Source organism: Paenibacillus sp. FSL R7-0026 (assembly GCF_038004485.1).
GTDB classification, from domain to species: domain Bacteria; phylum Bacillota; class Bacilli; order Paenibacillales; family Paenibacillaceae; genus Paenibacillus; species Paenibacillus xylanexedens_A.
Genome location: NZ_JBBORG010000001.1, coordinates 3908038 through 3929293, shown reverse-complemented (window position 1 = coordinate 3929293; position 21256 = coordinate 3908038). Strand labels below are relative to the sequence as shown.

15 protein-coding genes are annotated in these 21256 nt (G+C 46.1%); all 15 read left to right on the top strand.

All coding sequences use genetic code 11. The features are described 5' to 3' along the window. Positions 1 to 136: 136 nt before the first annotated feature. A complete protein-coding gene (gene nth / locus MKY44_RS17250) occupies positions 137 to 832 on the top strand; it encodes an endonuclease III (protein ID WP_036607558.1) in 696 nt (231 codons plus the stop codon). Between the two features lie 23 nt (positions 833 to 855). Continuing rightward, the gene (locus tag MKY44_RS17245) at positions 856 to 1128 is read left to right on the top strand and encodes a hypothetical protein (protein WP_017687779.1); all 273 of its coding nucleotides are present in this window, start codon (positions 856 to 858) and stop codon (positions 1126 to 1128) included. A 308-nt stretch (positions 1129 to 1436) separates the two neighbouring features. Beyond that, a complete protein-coding gene (locus MKY44_RS17240) occupies positions 1437 to 5123 on the top strand; it encodes a dynamin family protein (protein ID WP_341008005.1) in 3687 nt (1228 codons plus the stop codon). Positions 5124 to 5447: 324 nt separating this feature from the next. Next, on the top strand, positions 5448 to 7220 hold the full coding sequence (locus tag MKY44_RS17235) for an ABC transporter ATP-binding protein (RefSeq protein ID WP_341008004.1): 1773 nt from the start codon (positions 5448 to 5450) through the stop codon (positions 7218 to 7220). Then, positions 7217 to 9067: an ABC transporter ATP-binding protein gene (locus tag MKY44_RS17230; protein WP_341008003.1), complete on the top strand. Its 1851-nt coding sequence runs from the start codon at positions 7217 to 7219 to the stop codon at positions 9065 to 9067. Before MKY44_RS17235 ends, MKY44_RS17230 begins: the two co-directional genes overlap by 4 nt. Positions 9068 to 9277: 210 nt before the next feature. After that, positions 9278 to 10918, top strand: a complete 1641-nt coding sequence (locus MKY44_RS17225; RefSeq protein WP_341008002.1) for an AraC family transcriptional regulator — start codon at positions 9278 to 9280, stop codon at positions 10916 to 10918. Between the two features lie 131 nt (positions 10919 to 11049). Next, positions 11050 to 12039 (top strand): ABC transporter substrate-binding protein, encoded by a 990-nt coding sequence (locus MKY44_RS17220; RefSeq protein ID WP_341008001.1) that lies wholly within the window; start codon positions 11050 to 11052, stop codon positions 12037 to 12039. A gap of 62 nt (positions 12040 to 12101) precedes the next feature. Further along, positions 12102 to 13124: an NAD(P)/FAD-dependent oxidoreductase gene (locus MKY44_RS17215; protein ID WP_341008000.1), complete on the top strand. Its 1023-nt coding sequence runs from the start codon at positions 12102 to 12104 to the stop codon at positions 13122 to 13124. A gap of 252 nt (positions 13125 to 13376) precedes the next feature. Next, complete coding sequence (gene purT / locus MKY44_RS17210) at positions 13377 to 14564, top strand: formate-dependent phosphoribosylglycinamide formyltransferase (protein ID WP_047843517.1); 1188 nt, start codon at positions 13377 to 13379, stop codon at positions 14562 to 14564. Continuing rightward, positions 14554 to 15012, top strand: a complete 459-nt coding sequence (locus MKY44_RS17205; RefSeq protein WP_017687788.1) for a GNAT family N-acetyltransferase — start codon at positions 14554 to 14556, stop codon at positions 15010 to 15012. Before purT ends, MKY44_RS17205 begins: the two co-directional genes overlap by 11 nt. A gap of 259 nt (positions 15013 to 15271) precedes the next feature. After that, complete coding sequence (locus tag MKY44_RS17200) at positions 15272 to 16087, top strand: CAP domain-containing protein (protein ID WP_341007999.1); 816 nt, start codon at positions 15272 to 15274, stop codon at positions 16085 to 16087. Positions 16088 to 16380: 293 nt separating this feature from the next. Next, a complete protein-coding gene (locus MKY44_RS17195) occupies positions 16381 to 17250 on the top strand; it encodes a GDSL-type esterase/lipase family protein (protein ID WP_341007998.1) in 870 nt (289 codons plus the stop codon). Further along, positions 17251 to 18216 carry an ABC transporter ATP-binding protein gene (locus MKY44_RS17190; RefSeq protein WP_105599344.1) on the top strand — a complete coding sequence of 322 codons (966 nt, stop codon included), beginning with the start codon at positions 17251 to 17253 and terminating at the stop codon, positions 18214 to 18216. After that, positions 18209 to 19198 (top strand): ABC transporter permease, encoded by a 990-nt coding sequence (locus MKY44_RS17185; RefSeq protein ID WP_036613298.1) that lies wholly within the window; start codon positions 18209 to 18211, stop codon positions 19196 to 19198. Before MKY44_RS17190 ends, MKY44_RS17185 begins: the two co-directional genes overlap by 8 nt. 76 nt (positions 19199 to 19274) lie before the next feature. Beyond that, on the top strand, positions 19275 to 21254 hold the full coding sequence (gene parE / locus MKY44_RS17180; RefSeq protein ID WP_221820406.1) for a DNA topoisomerase IV subunit B: 1980 nt from the start codon (positions 19275 to 19277) through the stop codon (positions 21252 to 21254). Positions 21255 to 21256: the final 2 nt, after the last annotated feature.

Here is a 21256-nt window from a genome sequence, read left to right as displayed (position 1 = left end):
GACCGTCTTGATACGGGATCTTTCCCGCATCAAGACGTTTTTTTTGCAAGCTTTTTGAGGTCCCCGCAAAGTACTCGGATGAAGCTTCGAAGTAAGGCTCCGCAGAGTGGAGTCATTTTGTGGGAGGTAGCTCTTCATGAATGCAGCGACGGTTAGACATATACTCGAAACTATGGAAGCAATGTTTCCTGATGCACATTGCGAATTAAATCACAGCAATGCATTTGAATTGACGGTAGCTGTCCTTTTGTCTGCCCAGTGCACCGATGAAACGGTGAACAAGGTAACCGCAGATTTGTTCCAGAAGTACAGAAGCCCAGCAGATTATCTGGCGGTTCCTCTCGAAGAGTTGGAACAGGATATTCGGCGAATCGGTTTGTATCGGAACAAGGCCAAGCATATTCAGAACATGTGCCGAATTTTAATAGAGCAGTATGGCGGTGATGTACCGCAGGAACATGATCAGCTTGTGACGCTACCAGGTGTCGGGCGGAAAACCGCGAATGTAGTTGTTTCCAATGCGTTTGGAGTACCGGCAATTGCGGTAGATACTCATGTTGAACGTGTATCCAAGCGGCTGGCGCTTGCAGGTTGGGATGACTCCGTACTTGAAGTCGAAAAGAAACTAATGAAGCGCGTACCCCGGGACGAGTGGACTTTAACTCACCACCGGTTTATATTTTTTGGACGCTACCATTGCAAGGCACAGAACCCTGCATGTCATATCTGTCCATTGCTGGACATATGCAGGGAAGGGAAAAAACGTATGAAAACGTCCCAAATCAGGAAAGATAAGGAACGTGTCACCACCCGAAAACGAAAAATAAATTAATGAGCAGAAAAGGATGAATAATCATGAAATGCATTTCCGTGTACACTGACAATTTTGAGGCCTTCTCCGATATCTTTGAACAAATCGTTGAACAGGAAATGGCTGAAAATGAAGAAAAAGAAGTAGAAGGCATCACAGTAAGCCACTCTGGCGACGTGCCTGAACATTATCTGGAGCGTATGTCCGTTAAACCCGAAGTTGTTGTTATGAGAGACAAAGGCAGAGACATTACAATTCTGCAACATGGACAAGTATTTGAAATCTTGCTGCCTTCCATGGAGAACGCAGTTTCATAAGAAGTGATTACACTATTGGTTCTGTTGTATTAATGTGATGAGGATCGTTGTGGTTAAGGTGATCGCATCGCATTCATGCAACAGACCCTTGGCGTAAGCATTTGCTAAATACCGAGTATAAAACGTATTACAGATAAAACCGACTTGTTCGGTTTTATTTTTTTTAGATTATAGAACTTATACGTTCATTTATGTATATTCAATTCCAACCGTTCAAATTCAAACTTGATAATGTTAAAATAAATGTTGTAAAAGAGATAGGCGTCGAAACGGATGTCAAATTAGAGGAGCCAGGGGGAAGGCCAGTCATGTCCAGAACAGATTACCCAAAAGAAATGGCCAAACCTCTGCTTCCGCTGCGTGAAGCGATGGAGCAGACAGGGGACCATACGGCTGTACAGGCTATAACGGATTTAATCAGCAAGGCGGAAATGAAACATCTGACGATTGCGTTCTGTGGTCATTTCTCTGCAGGCAAATCGAGTCTCATCAACAGTTTATGCGGTAAGCGGGTGCTGCCTTCAAGTCCCGTTCCAACAAGTGCAAATGTGGTATCCATACGTAATGGTAAGCCAAGAGCGCTTATTTATACTACTCCAAACGTAAGCGCTGACAATGGGGCAGGAACACTTGAAGTTTCTCCAGAGGAATTGGAGGAGTATTGCAAAAATGGTGGAGCTTACAGCTCAATTGAGGTATGGGATGATATTCCGCTGCTGAAAGATGATGCTGTCCTGCTGGATACACCAGGTGTGGATTCAACAGATCGCGGACATAGTCTCGCAACCCATTCAGCGCTCCATCTGGCGGATGTGGTGTTCTATGTCATGGACTATAACCATGTCCAGTCCGAGACAAACCTTTCATTTGCCAAGAGTCTGTCGGATTGGGGCAAACCGTTGTTTTTGATCGTGAACCAGATCGACAAGCATCGGGAGCGTGAGCTCTCTTTTGACCAATATACCGAAGGTGTCGAAGCTATATTTGCGGCCTGGGAAGTCAGATATGACGGACTGTTGTTTACTTCCCTCCGCGACAAGCAGCATCGCTACAACCAGTGGGATGTGCTTCCGGAACTCATTGGACACATGATGCAAGAGAAGGAAGCGTTAATTACGCACAGTTTGGCAAGTTCGGCCAGTCATGTAACGGAGCAACACCTGACGAGAGAAGCCGAGAAACGTGAAGACGAAGAGAATTCCCTGCTGGATGAAATTGGTGGCAAGGAAGGAATTGAACGCTTGGAACGAGAGCTGGAGCTTCTTGATCAACAAGCAGCAGACATTCGTAACGGGCCTTCGCGAGTGCGTGAGAAATTCCGGGCGGAGCTTGAACCTCTTCTGGCGAATGCAAATCTTACTCCTGCGGATATTCGTGCGTCGGCTGCTGCCTATTTGGAGAGCCGCAAACCAGGTTTCAGGGTAGGTTTATTGTTCTCAGGTGGAAAAACCGAGCAGGAGAAACAACGTCGTGCTTCTGAGCTGGTCAGACTGTTACAGGATCAGGCTTCCGGACAAGTTGAGGTACATATTCGTACGATGCTTAGACAGCTGGGTGAATCCCATCAGCTATGGGGAGCGGAGTGGGAGCAGGCGCTTAATACGGAGCTGCCTGCTGTAGATGAAGCACTATTGGAGATGAAACGCAGTGTCAGTGCAGAGGTATCTCCAGAATATGTGATTCAGTTCAGTAAAGATGTGCGGGGCGAAATTGAGGCCCGCTATCGCAAGTCGGCCATGATGCTGGCCGACCGCATGTTGGAGGCGCTGGGCGCGCGAGGCGAAGCCGCGCTCCAGGCGCTGGACGCCAGCCGCGCAGCGCTGTTGGAGCAATCCGCGGCGGCGGCGCGCTACACGGCGCTCCAGCGCAGCGCCGCCGCAGAGGCAGCAGGGCTGCGCAGCCTGCTGCCCCATGCGGGCCCCCTCCCCTCCGGGCTATTGCCGGAGGTGAAGGGCCCGCACGTGCCCGCGGTGCCAGAACCGGGCGAAGCTCCCGGTTCGCATGCGGGCACGTCAACGTCTGTGGCTGCGCAGCCACAGACGTCAGAGGCACCGCCAGCGCAGCGCGCAGCCGCAGCGGCGGTGCCTGGGCCATCGGCGGCGGCTGTTGCTGAACGCCGCCGACGCCTGGACGCAGCAGCGGCACGGCTTGAAGCCGCTGCTGCGCTGGTAGAGCCGTACCCCGCCATGGGGTCGGCGGTACGGGATCTGCGTGCACGCGCGGCTTCGCTTGCGGGCGGCACGTTCACTCTGGCGCTGTTCGGAGCATTCAGCGCCGGCAAATCCTCCTTCGCCAACGCGTTGCTGGGCGAAGCTGTACTACCCGTCTCGCCGCATCCAACAACAGCGGCGATTAACCGAATCATGGCTCCTGCCGGGGGCGCGGAGCATGGAACAGCCCGGGTCCGCATGAAGACCCGGGACGCCTTCCAGGAAGACCTCGGCTATTCCTTCCGATTACTCGGACTGGGTGAGCCGGGAGCGGAGTGGCAGAAGCGAGTACGCTCCCTCTCACCACAGGATGTACACCCCGCGGGGCGCCCGCATTACAGCTTTTTGCAGGCGGCAGCAGCCGGCTGGGAAGAAACAGCGGACCAGTTAGGTCAGGATGTGCTGGTGGATCTGGACGGTTATCGTAACTTTGTCGCAAACGAGAAGAAGTCCTGTTTTGTAGACAGTATCGATCTGTATTACAGTTGCGATGTGACTGAACAAGGCATTGTACTGGTAGACACACCAGGAGCGGACTCCGTGAATGCTCGTCATACGGGTGTAACCTTCAATTATATGAAGAATGCGGATGCACTCATTTTTGTAACGTATTACAACCATGCTTTCTCCCAAGGAGATCGACAGTTCCTGAATCAGTTGGGACGTGTTAAAGATAGTTCTGCCATGGATCAGATGTTCTTTGTTGTGAATGCCAGTGACTTGTCTTCCTCTGAGGAAGAACTGGAGCAGGTTCTCGATCATGTGAGTACCCAACTGCGCAGTAATGGAATTCGGGCACCACGACTCTTCCCGGTATCCAGCATACTGGCAATGGAAGGCAAGATGGAAGGGGATTCGAAGCTGCTTGAGCAATCTGGTTTTAACCGTTTTGAGGAAGAGTTCAACCAATTTGCAGGCAGAGAATTAGCCGATCTTGCTGTAGGTGGAGCTTCCGAAGAGATGGCACGTGTGATTCAGCGGCTGAAGAATCGTGCAGAGGATGCGGCTCAGGGTGAAGAAGTATTGCAGCAGCGGCGGGATGAACTGGAGACGATTCAGGGACAGTCACGTCAGCGCATACAGCAACTTGCAGCAAGATCCATGAAGGAAGAATTGTCACAGGAAACAGCAGAATTGCTCTTCCATGTGCGGCAGCGGCTTGCTTATCGTCTTGGTCTATTCATGGCAGAAGCATTCCATCCATCCGTACTTCGGGAGGATCGAGGCAATCTGAAGGCGGCTTTTGCAGCCTGTGGACGTGAACTGTTACGCATGATTGCCATTGAACTGGAGCAGGAACTGCTCGCTACCACCCTCAGACTTGAACAAGCAGGTCAGACCTGGCTGATGAAGCAAGTTACGGATTGTATAGATGAGGTGAGACAGTTATCAGGGGGCGTGGATGTGTCACTGCCACTGAACGAACGCTGGAGTACACCTGTGCTTGAAGAAGTTCGTCTGGAAGAACCATCTGGATGGAAAAGCTATTTGAATTATTTCCGTAATCCGAAGCAGTTCTTCGAAGGGGATGGACGTCAGCGGTTACAGGAGGCACTTGATCCTGTCCTCAAACAGATGATCATTGAAGTTCTTCCTGCTGCGCAAGAAAAACTGATTCAGTTTTATGACAACCAGCTCTGTCAATCCTTGCAACACCAATCCCGTCAGTTGGAAGAACGTCTGGAAGAGGCGGTAAGTGGAATTCAAGATACACTGGAGAGCGGAATTCCGGCGGAGCAATGGACCAGCTTGTCTAACCAACTGGAACAGATTGAACGCAGTTAAAATCACGGCATAACGCGTATTCTCTGGAAGTCTTTGTAAAACAAAATGAATGATACAGCAACACATTGAAAATGTTGCGAAAATCAACCCAAAAAGGCCCCTGCCCAAAAGGCATATAGGGAGCCTTTTTTTGGTACGAACAACCTGAAATAAAGAGAATATTCAAACATTTGATTGAAAGGTGGGTATTTACCTTCGTTAATGCGTCAATAAGCTGAAAGCAGGCAGAATATGGTCTGTTATTCGCTTTGCCGCGAATGGGGTACGGTGATAAACTTCATAAATGTTCATAGTATTTTTGAACGACATAAGAGGAGGAGAAACATGGATGTTCTTAGGCAACTGCAAACCTTTTTTTGGGAAAAGCGAACGTATTTATTTGTATCAATCTTGTTCCTCGCCTTAGCGACCGCACTTGGGTTGGTGTATCCGTACATGCTGAGGATACTGATTGATGACATTATTGTTCCGCGAACTTTTGAAGACGTTCCCATAATTGCCTTGACTGTGTTAGGTGTAGTTATTTTGAAAGCGGGAATGCAGTTTTTACACGGATTTTTTGGAGGACGCTTGGGTAACTTCCTGGCGTACAGACTTCGTAACGCATGTTATGAAAAGCTTCAATTTTTATCCTTCCGTTATTATGATACGGCCAAGACAGGTGATCTGATGTCCCGCCTCACGGGAGATTTGGAAGCCATCCGTAACTTTATCGGATTTGGTTTCGCCCAGATTCTTAACATGGTTTTCATGGTCGTATTCGGCGCAATCATGATGATGACCATGAGTTGGCAGCTTACGCTGTTCACGCTCATATGCATCCCATTACTTGCCTTCGTTGCGCTGAGATTCGAATCCAAAATTCACCCTGCGTTTCAGGAGATGCGGCTGGCGCTCAGTTCACTGACAACAGCGGTACAGGAGAATATCACTGGCGTACGTACGGTAAAATCCTTTGCACGTGAGCCATATGAAGTGGAGAAATTTTCCACACGTAATGAACGTTACAAAACAAATCAGATTCATGCCGCAACATTGTGGAGTCGTTATTTTCCGATCATGGAGATTCTTGCTTCGGTGAGTATCGTACTGATGCTGGTGATCGGTGGAAGAATGGTTATACAGAAGACGCTGACACTTGGTGAACTCGTTGCCTTTTTCAGTTTGATCTGGTACATAATCGGTCCAATGTGGAACCTTGGGTTCCATATCAACAACTATACGCAATCCAAAGCTTCAGGTGAACGGGTGCTCGAACTGCTGAATACGCCAGTGGATGTGGAAGAAACGCAAGATCCAGTCATTGTTGAGGCAGACCAGGTGAATGGCCATGTGACATTTGAATCCGTTACCTTTGCCTACGGCAACAAAATGCCAGCGGTAACTGATATTAATTTTGATGCTGCACCCGGTTCTGTAATCGGTTTCCTCGGGGGTACAGGGTCTGGTAAATCGACCATCATTCAGCTTCTGATGCGTGCCTATAACGTCAACTCGGGAACGATCAAGCTGGATGGCAAAAACATCAAAGATATAGGTATCCGCAGTTTGCGGAGTCAGATCGCTTCTGTTTTCCAGGAAACATTCCTGTTCTCATCCAGCATTCGCAATAATATTTCCTACGGGCTTAAGAACGTCACCATGGATGAGATCATCCGTGCAGCCAAGCTGGCCAAGGCTCATGACTTCATTATGGAGTTCCCGGACGGATATGACACGGTGGTTGGTGAGCGCGGTATGGGTTTATCGGGTGGACAGAAACAGCGGATCGCGATCGCAAGGGCTTTGCTGAAAAATCCGAAAATTCTGGTACTTGATGATGCAACCAGCGCCGTGGACATGGAGACGGAACATGAGATTCAGTCCGGTTTCCAGGAAGTTATGCGCGGCAGAACGACATTTATTATTGCACACCGGATATCTTCACTACGACATGCAGATGAGATTCTGGTGCTCGATGAAGGCCGCGTGGTACAACGTGGTAAACATACCGAACTCATTGAAGTGCCTGGACCATATCAGGATGTTTATAAAATTCAATATGCAGATTATATTGCCCGCGGTAAGCGGGAGGCTGGGGAGCAGGTGAATTCATGAGTGCCGAAACGATAGCAGACAGGCGCGAGGCAAAAGTGGCCTCTGAGAAGAAACTGAATGAACGATTTGTGTATCAGGATGATGAAATTATTGAAAAACCGTTTAACTGGAAAGAATTCGGACGTTTATTTGCATACATGAAACCTTATGCAAAACAACTGTTACCACTCGTTATTCTAATGATGATCTTGGGTACCATTACGAAATTGTCCGTACCTTTTCTGATCAGTATGGCGATTGACCGGGCCATTGCACCGGCAACGGGGTTGCCAAGCATGACTATGCTATATCTTATCGCAGGCTCTATATTTGTGTTGTATCTCATCCAGTGGGCTGCCAATACGTACCGGATCAAATTGACAAACATTATCGGACAGCGTGTTATTTATGACCTTCGCTCGGATCTGTTCAAGCATATCCAGAAGCTGTCCTTTAACTTTTTTGACAAAAGACCGGCAGGTTCGGTACTGGTTCGTGTTACGAATGACATTAACTCCCTTCAGGATCTATTCACCAACGGTGCAGTTAACGTCATGATCGACTGCGTGCAACTGCTCGGGATCATTGTAATCTTGCTGTTGATTAACTGGAAACTGGGTCTTGCCGTAATTATTACGGTGCCAATCATGTTTATCATCTCGACAAAGCTGCGGGTACTAATCCGCCGTGCTTGGCAGGATGTGCGCATGAAGAACTCTCGTATTAACTCCCACTTGAATGAATCCATTCAGGGGATTCGAGTGACTCAGGCTTACACACAGGAAAAAGAGAACATGAAGTATTTTGACAACATGAATCTGTCCAGCAAAAAGTCATGGGATAGAGCATCAGCGATGAACCAGGGCTTTGGACCGCTGATTGAGATTACCGGTGGATTTGGTACATTAATCCTCTTCTGGTTTGGTGCTTATCTGATTCAGGAAGGTCAATTGACTGTGGGATTACTTGTGGCTTTTGCCAACTATGTCGGCAACTTCTGGGACCCAATCAACCGTCTGGGACAGATGTACAATCAGTTGCTGGTTGCGATGGCATCATCGGAGCGTATCTTCGAATTCATGGATGAAAAACCAAGTATTGCGGATAAACCAGGTGCCAAGCCACTTCCTTCTATTAAAGGAGATATCGCATTCGAAAATGTGGTGTTCGAATACGAGAAGGGCAGACAGGCGCTGAAAGGAATCAGCTTCTCAGCGGCTGCGGGACAATCGATTGCACTTGTTGGTCATACGGGCTCAGGTAAAAGTACGATCATCAATCTGATCAGTCGTTTCTATGATATATCCGGCGGACGTCTAACCATTGACGGACAGGATGTGCGGGATGTAACGGTAGAGAGTTTGCGCAGCCAGATCAGCATTGTATTACAGGATACCTTCATCTTCTCGGGTACGATTCGTGACAATATTCGATTTGGACGACTGGATGCAACGAATGAAGAGGTGGAGGATGCAGCCAAAGCAGTCAATGCACATGAGTTCATCATGAAGCTGCCTGGCGGATATGATACTGAAGTAGAGGAACGCGGGAACGTATTATCCATGGGACAGCGACAACTGTTATCCTTTGCCCGTGCGCTGCTTGCTGATCCACGCATACTGATTCTGGATGAAGCTACAGCCAGCATTGATACGGAGACAGAGCTCAAAATCCAGGAAGCGTTGAAGGTGCTGTTGCAGGGAAGAACGTCCTTTATGGTCGCTCACCGTCTCTCAACCATCCGGAATGCAGATAACATTATCGTCCTGGATCATGGTGAAATTAAAGAAGAGGGGAACCATGAGCAGCTGATCCAAAAACAAGGCGTCTATAATGGATTAATAGAAGCTCAATACAGATTTTTGTGATGAAACCTTTGGACGCCTGTGAAGCGTCTGAACACATATGAACTTATAACACTCTGGTGTTTTTTAGCCTGATCCTTCAATAATAAGTGCATCTTATTCATTGAAGACAGGTTAGAGGATAGCCGGAGTGTTTTTTTTATTCGTTAGTGTGGTATGTTATATTTTTGAAGAATGAAATCAATACAATCGTTCATGGCTGGAGGGAGATCAATGCAGATGGACAACAACGAAATAAATTCAAAGCATTTGGATCATCTGGATCATATGAATTTTAGGCTCCTTCACGTGAATTATACAAGTGATCCTGCGACGGAGTGGTTTCTGAGGAAACACTTCATTGAAACATACATGTTATTATTTGTAGCCAGTGGGCAAGGGTGGTTAAAGATAGATGGCAGTTTCATTGAATTAAAGGCGGGCGGACTGTATGTAGGCTTCCCGGGGCAACTGGTTGAGGCAAATGTGCATTCGTTGGATGAACGAGGCGTGTATCACATGAGTTTTGATGTCATGTACGCACTGGAGCAGGAGGGTGGAACAGCCCTTGAAATGATGAAGCAACTTTTACGTAATGAAGTAAATGGCGAGGTCAGCTCATCTTCACCCGTTGCTGTTGGCGTGATCTGTCAGATGATTTACCACCACACGTTGAAGAAGGATGGTTTGCAAAGGTACTATGGTCAGATTCGTTTTCAGGAACTATTGTATACCATGTTTTACGACGTGGCCTTTACCGAAAAAACGGACCTGGCTTCACCAATTGAACATGTCAAAGGTTACATGGAGCAGAATTATTCGAAGAGATTAACCATTGAGGAACTAGCAAATGTGGCACGAATGAGCCCTCGACACTTCATGCGTTTATTCAAGAAAAGGTATGGTTATAGTCCAGTGGACTATTTAACGCTATACCGAATTAAACAAGCCCAGATCTTAATGAGAAATGATCACAGTTATCGACTCAAGGATGTGGCATCGTACGTGGGTTATCAGGATGAGACGTATTTCCGGCGTAAATTCAAGCAAATCTCTGGCATTGCACCAGCAGCGTTTATACGTAATAGCAAACAAAAAATTGCTGCAATTCATTCTGTGAGCATTGGTATACTGCTTGCATTGCAGATCATTCCCTGTGCAGCGCCGGCAAGTCATCCATGGACGTACTATTATAGACGTAAATATGAAACGGACAAAGTTATGCCACTCGCAGAGAGTGAGACCACTTGGCTGGAACAGCTTCGATTAGTTAAACCTGATTATATTATTACGATTGGGACCGAGTCTGAGGATTCGCAAAGTCAGCTTCAATCCATTGCTCCTGTGTGTGACCTCCCGTGGGAAAAAGGCGATTGGAGAGAACATTTGAGATATGTTGCAAGCTTTTTGGACAGGTCGGATATTGCAGAGGTATGGCTTCAAAGATATGAAGAGAAGGCAACGACCATAAAGGACCAGCTTGAGGATTTCATACGAAAAGACAGATTAGTTGTACTCAAAGTTTATGGTGAAGCGTTGCAGATGTTAGGCCCAAGGAGCATTGCTTCCGTTTTTTACGTTGATATGCAAATGGAGGGTCCCGAAGGAGTTGAGACTTATTGGGAACGGGGCACAGTAACCATTAGGGAGTTGTCTGTTCTCAACGTGGAAAGAATATTACTGATTGTGGGTGATGATGAGACATCCAGGCAGACATGGTCTGCTGTGCGTAAGTCTGAAGAATGGCTTGCGTTGTTAGCGGTACAGAATGGCAGAATGGATATCCTGTTGTCGAGCGTCCTGCTGGACTACACTGCGTTTACCCATGAGCTTATGTTGGATGAAATATTAAAGTTATGGCAAGATCGTCCATAGCAAAAAGTCTGAATAGTCAATATCATGCCTGAACATATTTTATTATACTACTCCTATATCGTAGTGATAATGATAATTATTATTGATTAGACATTGTCATATATTAATGACCTATAGGGGGTACATACAGAATGAGATTCAGAAGGTTAACCGTAATATGCACAATGATGTTGATGCTCGTTATTTCGGCTTGTGGTGCAGCAGGCAAAGAAGCATCCTCGAGCAAGGGACAAGAAGCGGGTTCCGCCAATTCTTCAACAACAGAAGCCAGTCAGGTGAAAAAAGTGAACACGGAAATGGGAGAAGTTGAAATTCCGGTGAACCCACAAAAAATAGTTGGTTTGTCCGTTGTATATCCAGAATTTTTATATTCACTTGGCATCGTACCCATTGCTGTACAGAACTACCATGAGGATTTTCCTTCTTACTTGCAAGAGCCATTTGCAAACACGATGAAAATGGGAATAGGAAGAACGCCTAACTTTGAAGCCCTCATGGAGGCAGCTCCGGATTTAATTATCGCTCCTGACTGGTGGTCCAAAAAGGACTATGATCAGCTTACTCTGATTGCACCTACCGTACTTTTGCCACAGCGTGATGATTGGCGCGATGAACTGCGGGATATGGCCAAAGTTTTGGACAAAGAAGAACAGGCAGAAAAGGTGATCCAGGATTTGGTGGATAAGGAGAAGGTAGCTGCTGCCAAATTGGATAAGCTGATTGGTGAGGAGACTGTTCTCTACATTAGAGTGATGGAAAAAGAAATCGTACTTCATGGGGAGAACCTTGACCGAGGAAACTTTGTCCACAAACGATTGGGAATGAATCCACTTCCTAATTTCCCGAAAGATCAAACGGCCATGTCCGTATCCTTGGAAGTACTGCCTGAATACGACGCAGATCATCTGATCGTACAGCTGGATGATGAGACTAATCCGGAAATTAAAAAGAAATTTGAAGAAATGTTATCTTCATCGTTATGGAAAAATCTGAAAGCAGTCAAGCAGGACCACGTCTACATGGTGGGTGGCAAGGAATGGTTCAATCTGGGAATGTCTCCACTTGCCGATGAATATGTCATTGATGATATTGTTGCTGCTTTTGAAGCAAAAAACAAATAAAGCAAACTGGGAATGTTACTTGTATCTCGAATTCATAACTAAATAAACAAGGTGTGTTTAAAATGAATGAAGAGGATATCTATGATGTAACCATCATTGGAGGCGGCCCTGCTGGCATGTATGCGGCTTTTTATGCAGGGATGCGTGATATGAAAGTCAAAATCATTGAAGGGAAGGACCAACTTGGTGGTTTTCTGCATACCTATGCGGAAAAAACAATTTGGGATGTTGGTGGCCTGCCACCTATGAAATGTTCGAAGTTGATCGAATGGCTTGTTCAGCAAGCAAATACGTTTAATCCAACGGTTGTATTGAAATGCCAGGTAGAAAGGTTTTCCCGACTGGATAACGGAATATGGAGTATGTATACCGCTGAAGGGGAGATACACCATACGCGCACGATCATTGTTGCAGTAGGCCGCGGTATCGCAGAGATTCAGAAGCTGGAGCTTCAGGAGCCGATTGAATATGAGCAAGAGAACCTTCATTACACCGTTCAAAATCCAGAACATTTCGCTGGGAAGCGTGTACTCATTTCGGGTGGAGGCAACAGTGCTGTAGACTGGGCAATTGAACTTGCTCAACTTGCTCGCAGTGTAGTTGTAATCCACCGGAATAATGAGTTCCGCGCGATGGAACGAAATGTCAGTGAGATGAACAACATAACGGATGTGAGAACACCATACAGCATCACGCAGCTTCATAATAATGGAAATCGAATCCAGCAGGTTGTGATCACGCATATGAAAAGTCAGGACAATGTAGTGTTGGAAGTAGATGAAGTCGTCATTAGTCATGGATATAAAAGCAATTTAAGTGATATTGCCAGTTGTGGCTTAGAAATGGACGATGGAATGGTTCTAATGACACACCATGCACAGACGAGTCTTCCGGGTGTTTTTGCAGCAGGGGACTGTGCGACCCACGAGAGCAAAGTTAGACTCATTGCAGGTGCCTTCAATGATGCGATCGTGGCAGTTAATAGTGCGAAACAATATATGACGCCAGACGCACCCCAGATGGCTTACGTTTCTTCCCATAATGAAATCTTCAGAGAAAAAAATCGACAAATTCCAAGTCTTTAAACTTGGGATTTGTTTGCGTATTTCGATTCGTTGGAGTATTAAAGTCTGATCTTTTAACATTTCCTTAATTTTGGGAGGAATGGAAGGAGTATCGAATCTGTAAGCGGTAATTGTAAAATTTGATCGAAAAAACACAAAAAATCTTGTAAAATTCACAAGAAAAATAGGGAGTACTCTTGCAATCTTTAACCAAAACCCCGAAAATAGAGAGACAGATATAGAAGATTTCTCTTTGGGAGGATTGGAAAGAACATGTGGGGTGCTCCTTTTACGGCTCAAGCCAAAAAAATGCTGCTACTAGGCAGTGGAGAATTGGGAAAAGAGGTCGTTATTGAGGCCCAACGACTGGGAGTAGAGACGATCGCTGTTGATCGTTATGAGAACGCACCTGCAATGCAGGTCGCGCACCGGTCTTACTGCATCGACATGCTGGATGCCGAAGCTTTGAAACAATTGATCCGTAAAGAAAAACCTCATTACATCGTACCTGAGATTGAAGCTATTGCAACAGAAGCTTTACTGGAGCTTGAGGAAGAGGGATTTTGTGTAGTACCTACTGCCCGAGCTGCACGTCTAACGATGGATCGCGAAGGCATCCGTCGGCTTGCAGCCGAACAATTGAAACTTCCGACAGCTGATTACCTTTTTGCGGACAACCTGGAACAACTTCAGGAAGCCGTACGTGAGCTTGGCACACCTTGTGTCATTAAACCATTAATGAGTTCTTCCGGCAAAGGGCAGAGTGTATGCCGAACACCGGGCGACGTGGAGGATTGCTGGAACATTGCTCTTTCGGGGGCTCGTGGCAAATCCGTTCGTGTTATTGTGGAGAGCTTTGTGCAATTTGACAGTGAGATTACATTACTTACCGTTAGGTCTGTATCAGGCACCGTATTTTGTCCTCCGATTGGTCATATTCAGAAGGATGGGGATTATGTCGAATCCTGGCAGCCTCATGCAATGACTCCTGAGCAATGGCAGCAAGCTTGTCATATTGCCAAATCCGTCACAGATGAACTTGGCGGGTATGGACTGTTTGGAGTGGAATTGTTCCTCACATCGGATGGTGTTGTGTTCAGCGAGGTATCTCCTCGTCCACATGACACAGGTATGGTTACAATGGTGACGCAAGACAGTTCCGAGTTTGCGCTGCATGTACGTGCAATTCTTGGTTTTCCGGTCACAGGTGTACATCTGTTGACACCGGGAGCTTCAGCAACGCTGAAGGCTAATGATGAAACATCTGACTTTACTGTAGGCGGGATTGAAGAAGCACTGGCTCTTCCTCGTACTCAGATTCGTGTATTTGGCAAACCTGAGACCAAAGTAGGACGCCGAATGGCTGTAGCCTTAAGTGCTGGTCAAGATGTGGAAGAAGCTCGTAAAACAGCGGTGCAAGCCGCTAATATGCTGAAAGTGGAGGTAAATCATGTCCAATAATGTTGAGGCCCCTGTACTGATGATCCGAGAGTGTGAGCTACGAGATGCTGAAGCGGTAACGGGACTGATGCGAGAGGTCAGCTATCCGACAACAACCAATGTCATGAAAGAACGTATTGAATGTTTGGAAACCAATCCAAACGCATGCATGCTTGTTGCCGAAGTGGATGAACAAATTATTGGTGTGATTGGCTTGCAATGTGTGCAAAGTCACGCCTATCCAGAACCTGCCGCACAAATTACTTCCCTGATTGTAGGTCAAGAACATCGTGGTGGTGGGATTGGCCGTCGTCTGATGGCTCGTGCCGAAGATTGGGGCAGACAGCAAGGTGGTAAACAACTGTTTGTCACGGGTGCAAACCGTGAAGTGACTTCAACAACGTACTCTTTTTATGAGCACATTGGTTTTCAGAAGAGAGGTTATCGGTTCAGTAAAGTTCTTCTATAGTATAAAAAAAGTTTCTTCTATTGCATGGAAATTCTCATGATATCCTGATCTGCACATTCTGGTGTGGTGAATGATAAATAGATGGTGAAGCGACATTCGACTAGCATTTTTAGTTCGAATGTCTTTTTTTTATGGCTAAAAAATGACAAAAAAGTTACTTTTCCATATTTTATAGGTTCACAATCTCCTGTTGAATTGATATACTGCTAGAGTATTAATTACAAAGTTGTAATAACTAATCTTAAGGAGATGAATGAATTTGAAAAAGAAATGGATGAAAACTGTCGTAACGAGTAGTCTGACAGCCGTACTGGCCGTAGGGGTAATGCTTCCTGCTTCCGCGTCTGCTGCAGATTCAACATATAAGACTGTCACAACGTACAAAATTACAAGCACAGACAGCTTGAAAGCTTATATTGAGAAATGGCTCAAACAAAATGGATACACCGTATCCGAGGGGCAAATTGTAGAGAAACCTGCTACGCAGCCTGATCAAACGACGAAACCTGCTGAGCCGACAACAAAACCAACTCAACCAACAACAAAACCTGCTGAGCCTACAACTAAGCCTGAGCAACCGACTAAACCTAAACAACCAGCTCAAGAAGAAAAACCGGAAACTACACCGGCTAAAGATCCTTCAAACACGGGTAACACAGGTAATACAGGTAACAATACAAGTAATAATGGTAGCGAAAGCACACAATCCGACTTTGCTACTCAAGTTGTAAAACTTGTGAACGCTGAGCGTGCTAAAGCAGGTCTGAACGCCCTGACTTCAGATGCACTTCTGGACAAAGTAGCTGTTGCTAAAGTAAAAGACATGAGTAACAATAACTATTTTGATCACCAGTCACCTACGTATGGTTCTCCGTTTGATATGATGAAACAATTCGGAGTAACTTACAGCTATGCAGGTGAGAACATTGCCCAAGGACAAAAAACACCACAGGAAGTGGTTACAGCTTGGATGAATAGTGAAGGTCACCGTGCCAATATCCTGAGCAAAAACTTTACGCATATCGGTGTAGGTTTCTATAACGGATACTGGGCACAAGAGTTTATCGGTAAGTAATCGATTTATAATGAAGAAAGTATGATTTTCTTTTCCACAAGGTTATGCCAGCACAGTTCAAATCTGTGTATGGTATAACCTTTTTTCCGTAAAATGACATAAGAAAAATGAATTCTGCGAATATAGCGCCAAAATTTGCAAATTAACGACAGAACATTTATGTTATTTAGGAATAGCATCATCAGGGCGTGTCTGAAAACTCCGAAGGAAGCGGATTTTCAGACACGCCTTAATATAAAGTCATTATAAATTATAAAGCACCCGGATTGGTGTACATGAGCGGAGATGTGAAGATGAAAAAGAAAAAAAGCCTTGATTCAGCACCCTGGATCTGGAGAACTGTCAGCACAGTATCCATCTTGGCAACTTTGTTGTTGTTATTTGGATTTGGATACGCCATAAAAGACGTGATTTTCCCCGAGGGAGATTCCGCATTAACGACAGGCCAGGAGGCAACTGCTCCATCTAAGGAGATCGAGGGGGAACCGGCTGTCGTGGAAGATGGCAAGATTCGGATGGCCGTCATCGGTGATTCCCTGGCAAGAGGCACGGGGGATGATGAAGGACTTGGTTTTGTGAGACGTGCAGGGAACCTGCTTAAAGATAAAGGATATGACGTTCAGGTTCTTAATAATCTGGGTGTGAACGGTTTGAGAACAGATGCTTTATTGGAAAAACTCGATGAGCAAGGCGTGCGTTACGTCCTGCAACAATCCAATTTTATTTTGCTCTCGATCGGCGCAAATGATTTGTTCCAGGGAGGACAAGTTCTCCAGGGGGAAGATCCGCCAACAGCAGAGCAGCTGGCAGCGGCTTTGCCGGAAACGTCGAAGCGCCTTCAAGAGATATTGAAGAAAGTCAAAGAAATTAATCCCGATGCACAGATTGCGTACATAGGGTTGTACAATCCGTTTGGCGATGTGAAGGAACTGGAGAAGCCGGGTAATGCAGTGGTGGCTGCATGGAACGATGCTGCACTGGCTATTTTGAACAATGAGGACAAGATGACACTGGTCCCTACATTCGATTTGTTTGAAAATCATCTGGGGGAGTATCTCTCGTCAGATCATTTCCATCCCAACGGACAAGGTTATGAACAAATTGCAGTTCGGATTGCACAGGAATTCCAGGCAGATACACCGGCAGAAGGGAGCGGAAATTAAATGGCAGAGCAGCAGTATGATTCCGTCCTATCTGTACAGAATCTGAAAAAGCGGATCGGACGCAAGTGGATCATTAAAGACGTTACATTTGACGTAAAACCTGGTGAAATCTTCGGATTTCTCGGTCCCAACGGTGCCGGAAAAACAACAACGATACGGATGCTGGTGGATCTGATCAAACCGACAGAAGGAAAAATTAAAGTCTGTGGTTATGATGTGAATCGGGACCCTGAGCGAGCTTTAAAGTATGTAGGCTCCATTGTTGAAAATCCGGAGGTATATACATATCTGACAGGGTGGGAGAACCTGGAGCATTTTGCCCGCATGCAACCAGGTGTGGACAACGAGCGCATTCAGGAAGTTGTGGATATTGTGCGTCTGGATCAGCGCATTCACGATAAAGTCAGAACATACTCATTGGGTATGCGTCAGCGGCTCGGTATTGCACAAGCGCTGCTTGGGCGACCGCGTCTGCTCATTCTGGATGAACCGACAAATGGCCTTGATCCAAAAGGTATTAAGGAACTTCGTGTCTTTATTAAGCAACTTGCCAGTGAAGGTATGGCTGTATTTGTCAGCAGTCACTTGTTAAGTGAGATCCAGCTTCTCTGTGACAGAGTAGCCATTATCAGTGCTGGACGTGTGCTTGCCGTTGGAGGTGTAAGCGAACTGATTGAAGATCATTCCAAGTTGGCCATATGGCATGTTTCACCACTGGAGCAAGGCAAAAAGATGTTACAGGATGCAGGCATTGCTCTGGTAGGTCGACCTGCGGATGTGATGGATGATACCATTGTTGCGGGACTTGGTCCCAACGCTGTGGTTGCCGAGATGCATGAAGATCGAATCCCTGATCTGGTGCAGCAGATGGTTCAAGCAGGTATTCAGGTTGAAGGGGTACAGCGGATTCAGCCTACGCTTGAACAACTATTCTTAAAAATGACAGAAGGTGAATCCATTGAGTAATATCATGCCGCTGATCCGCAATGAAACGATTAAGATGGTGAAGAAAAAACGGCTTTATATTATATTTATTGTACTTGCGGTCCTCGTACCGATGTTTACGTATGCCCAGATGAAATCTGCGGAGAATAATCGCGACAAGTTTGGCGGCGATTGGCGTCTTGAACTGCAACAGGCCATCACAGACAATCAAAATTCGCTCGGTAGCGATCGGGTACCTGAAGAGTACAAAAAATATAGAACAGTATATATCCAACAGATGCAGTATTATCTTGAAAATGACATCAATCCCAAAGAACCGGGTGGTGTTACCTTTACGCGGGAGTTCATGAACAACGCGGTTGGATTGTTTATTCCACTGTTAATCATGGCTATTGCTTCAGATCTTGTTTCTGGTGAACGTACGACAGGGACGATTAAAATGCTTTTAACGCGTCCGGTTAGACGCTGGAAAGTGCTTCTGAGTAAATTAATTACGCTGATTATGTTTGTTTCGATCATAGTGGTATCAGCCTACATTATATGTTATGTCATATCGGGTGCAGTCTTTGGTTATAAAGGCTTCAACATGCCAATCTTCACAGGATTCAAAGTTGTGGGAACAGATGTCGATATGTCGGCAGTGCATGCTGTAGACCAGTGGCTGTATATGCTCATGCAGGCAGGACTGATCTGGTTTGTGAGTGTAATTGTGGCTATGCTTGCATTTATGGTATCTGTGCTTGTGCGCAGTACTGCTGCAAGTATTGTTATCATGATGGCCGCTTTGATTGCAGGAACAATCTTGACCAGTATGGCAGCATCTTGGCAGACCGCGAAGTATTTGTTCATGGTTAACCTCGAACTTCCGAATTATTTGTCTGGCGGGTTACCTCCAATCGAAGGTATGAATTTGGGTTTTTCCCTTATTGTGCTTAGTGTTTGGGGCATTGCATCACTCATTGTGTCATTCCTTGTCTTTACGAAACGGGATATCTTGAATTAAAATGGACAAGGATAAGAAAACATCTGTTTGCATTTTAGGCATTTTTTTAGTTGCAAGTTAAGAAGGGGGAGCATGAATGGTCGAGCAAATCGATATGTCGGCAGGTTCGACAGGCGGAGGACAGGGGTCTTCAGGCTACGACGCGGACGACATTCAAGTACTTGAAGGGTTGGTAGCGGTACGGAAACGGCCGGGGATGTACATCGGCAGCACCAGCACTTCAGGTTTACATCATTTGGTATGGGAAATTGTCGACAACGCTGTCGACGAACATCTCGCCAAATTCTGCTCCAAAATCGATATCACGCTGCATAAGGACGGTTCTATTACGGTTCAGGATAACGGAAGGGGAATTCCGACAGGTATACATAAAACAGGGATTCCTACTCCCCAGGTCGTGTTTACGATTTTGCACGCAGGCGGAAAGTTCGGTGGATCAGGATACAAAAAATCAGGCGGTTTGCACGGTGTAGGTGCGTCAGTTACAAACGCATTGTCCGAGTGGCTTGAAGTCGAGATTTTCCGTGATGGCAAGATTCATCGTCAGCGATTCGAGTATTGGAAGGACAAAAAAGGGATTGAACATGTCGGTGAACCGGTCTCCGGTCTCGAAGTGTTGGGCAATACCAATCGAACAGGTACAAAAGTTACATTTAAACCGGATATTCGGGTGTTCCAGAGCGGTATTCAATTTAATTATGATACATTGGCAGAACGTCTTCAGGAGATTGCTTTTCTGAATTCGGGTCTGAGAATTGTGCTCAAGGACGAACGTTCGGGCAATCAGGATGAATACATGTATGAAGGCGGAGCAAGCCAGTTTGTTGCTTTTCTTAACGAAAATAAAGATGTGCTGCATGATGTTATTCACTTCTATGCGGAGAAGGATGACATTGAAGTCGAGGTGGCAATCCAGTATAACGCGGGTTATACGGAAACACTTGCTTCATTTGTGAACTCGATCCCTACTCGGGGCGGCGGTACTCATGAGACCGGATTCAGGGCTGCGTATACCCGTGTTATGAATGATTACGCACGGCGTACCAGCATGATTAAGGAAAAAGACAAAAACCTGGAAGGTAATGACCTGCGTGAAGGTATGATGGCCGTCATCAGTGTCAAAATGTCAGATGTTGAGTTCGTAGGTCAGACGAAGGATCAGCTCGGCAGCGCTTCCGCTCGAAGTGCAGTGGATTCGGTCGTGTCCGAAAATATTCAAAGGTTTCTGGAAGAAAACCCGCAGGTAGCTCAAACGTTAATTCGCAAAGCGGTTCAAGCCTCCAGAGCCAGAGAAGCAGCTCGCAAAGCACGTGATGATATGCGTACAGGCAAGAAACGCAGTGAGAGTTCCAACCTGAACGGCAAACTAACGCCGGCGCAATCCAAGGATTTTACCCGAAATGAGTTATTTATTGTCGAAGGGGATTCCGCAGGTGGTTCTGCCAAACAGGGACGTGACTCGAAGATTCAGGCTATTCTGCCACTCAAGGGAAAACCGCTCAATCCGGAAAAATCAAAGCTGGCCGACATTCTCAAAAATGAAGAATACCGTGCCATTACCGCGGCGATCGGGGCGGGCATAGGAACCGAATTTGCAGTTGAAGACAGCAATTATTCCAAAATTATCATTATGACCGATGCGGATACGGACGGAGCACATATTCAGGTGCTGCTGTTAACCTTCTTTTATCGTTATATGAAGCCTTTAATTGATGCAGGCAAAGTATATATTGCTCAGCCGCCATTGTACAAACTTACTCGTAAGTCTGGTAAGCTCGCGACTGTTCGATATGCATGGACGGATGAAGAACTGGCGAATTATATGAAGGAATTCGGTAATAATGTTGAGCTTCAACGTTATAAAGGTCTTGGTGAGATGAATCCGGATCAACTGTGGGAGACAACAATGAATCCGGAAACTCGTGCGATGCTGAAGGTACAGATTGTTGATGCAGCAAAAGCAGAACGTCGTGTATCTACGCTCATGGGTGATAAGGTTGATCCGCGGAAACGTTGGATTGTAGAGAACGTCGACTTTACAGAGTACGAAGAATAGAA

Coding starts and splice junctions, on each gene's coding strand:
- MKY44_RS17225 (WP_341008002.1), top strand. CDS start 9,278: ATGCAGATGGACAACAACGAAATAAATTCAAAGCATTTGGATCATCTG.
- parE (WP_221820406.1), top strand. CDS start 19,275: ATGGTCGAGCAAATCGATATGTCGGCAGGTTCGACAGGCGGAGGACAG.
- MKY44_RS17190 (WP_105599344.1), top strand. CDS start 17,251: ATGGCAGAGCAGCAGTATGATTCCGTCCTATCTGTACAGAATCTGAAA.
- MKY44_RS17245 (WP_017687779.1), top strand. CDS start 856: ATGAAATGCATTTCCGTGTACACTGACAATTTTGAGGCCTTCTCCGAT.
- MKY44_RS17195 (WP_341007998.1), top strand. CDS start 16,381: ATGAAAAAGAAAAAAAGCCTTGATTCAGCACCCTGGATCTGGAGAACT.
- MKY44_RS17215 (WP_341008000.1), top strand. CDS start 12,102: ATGAATGAAGAGGATATCTATGATGTAACCATCATTGGAGGCGGCCCT.
- purT (WP_047843517.1), top strand. CDS start 13,377: ATGTGGGGTGCTCCTTTTACGGCTCAAGCCAAAAAAATGCTGCTACTA.
- MKY44_RS17235 (WP_341008004.1), top strand. CDS start 5,448: ATGGATGTTCTTAGGCAACTGCAAACCTTTTTTTGGGAAAAGCGAACG.
- MKY44_RS17230 (WP_341008003.1), top strand. CDS start 7,217: ATGAGTGCCGAAACGATAGCAGACAGGCGCGAGGCAAAAGTGGCCTCT.
- MKY44_RS17240 (WP_341008005.1), top strand. CDS start 1,437: ATGTCCAGAACAGATTACCCAAAAGAAATGGCCAAACCTCTGCTTCCG.
- nth (WP_036607558.1), top strand. CDS start 137: ATGAATGCAGCGACGGTTAGACATATACTCGAAACTATGGAAGCAATG.
- MKY44_RS17220 (WP_341008001.1), top strand. CDS start 11,050: ATGAGATTCAGAAGGTTAACCGTAATATGCACAATGATGTTGATGCTC.
- MKY44_RS17205 (WP_017687788.1), top strand. CDS start 14,554: ATGTCCAATAATGTTGAGGCCCCTGTACTGATGATCCGAGAGTGTGAG.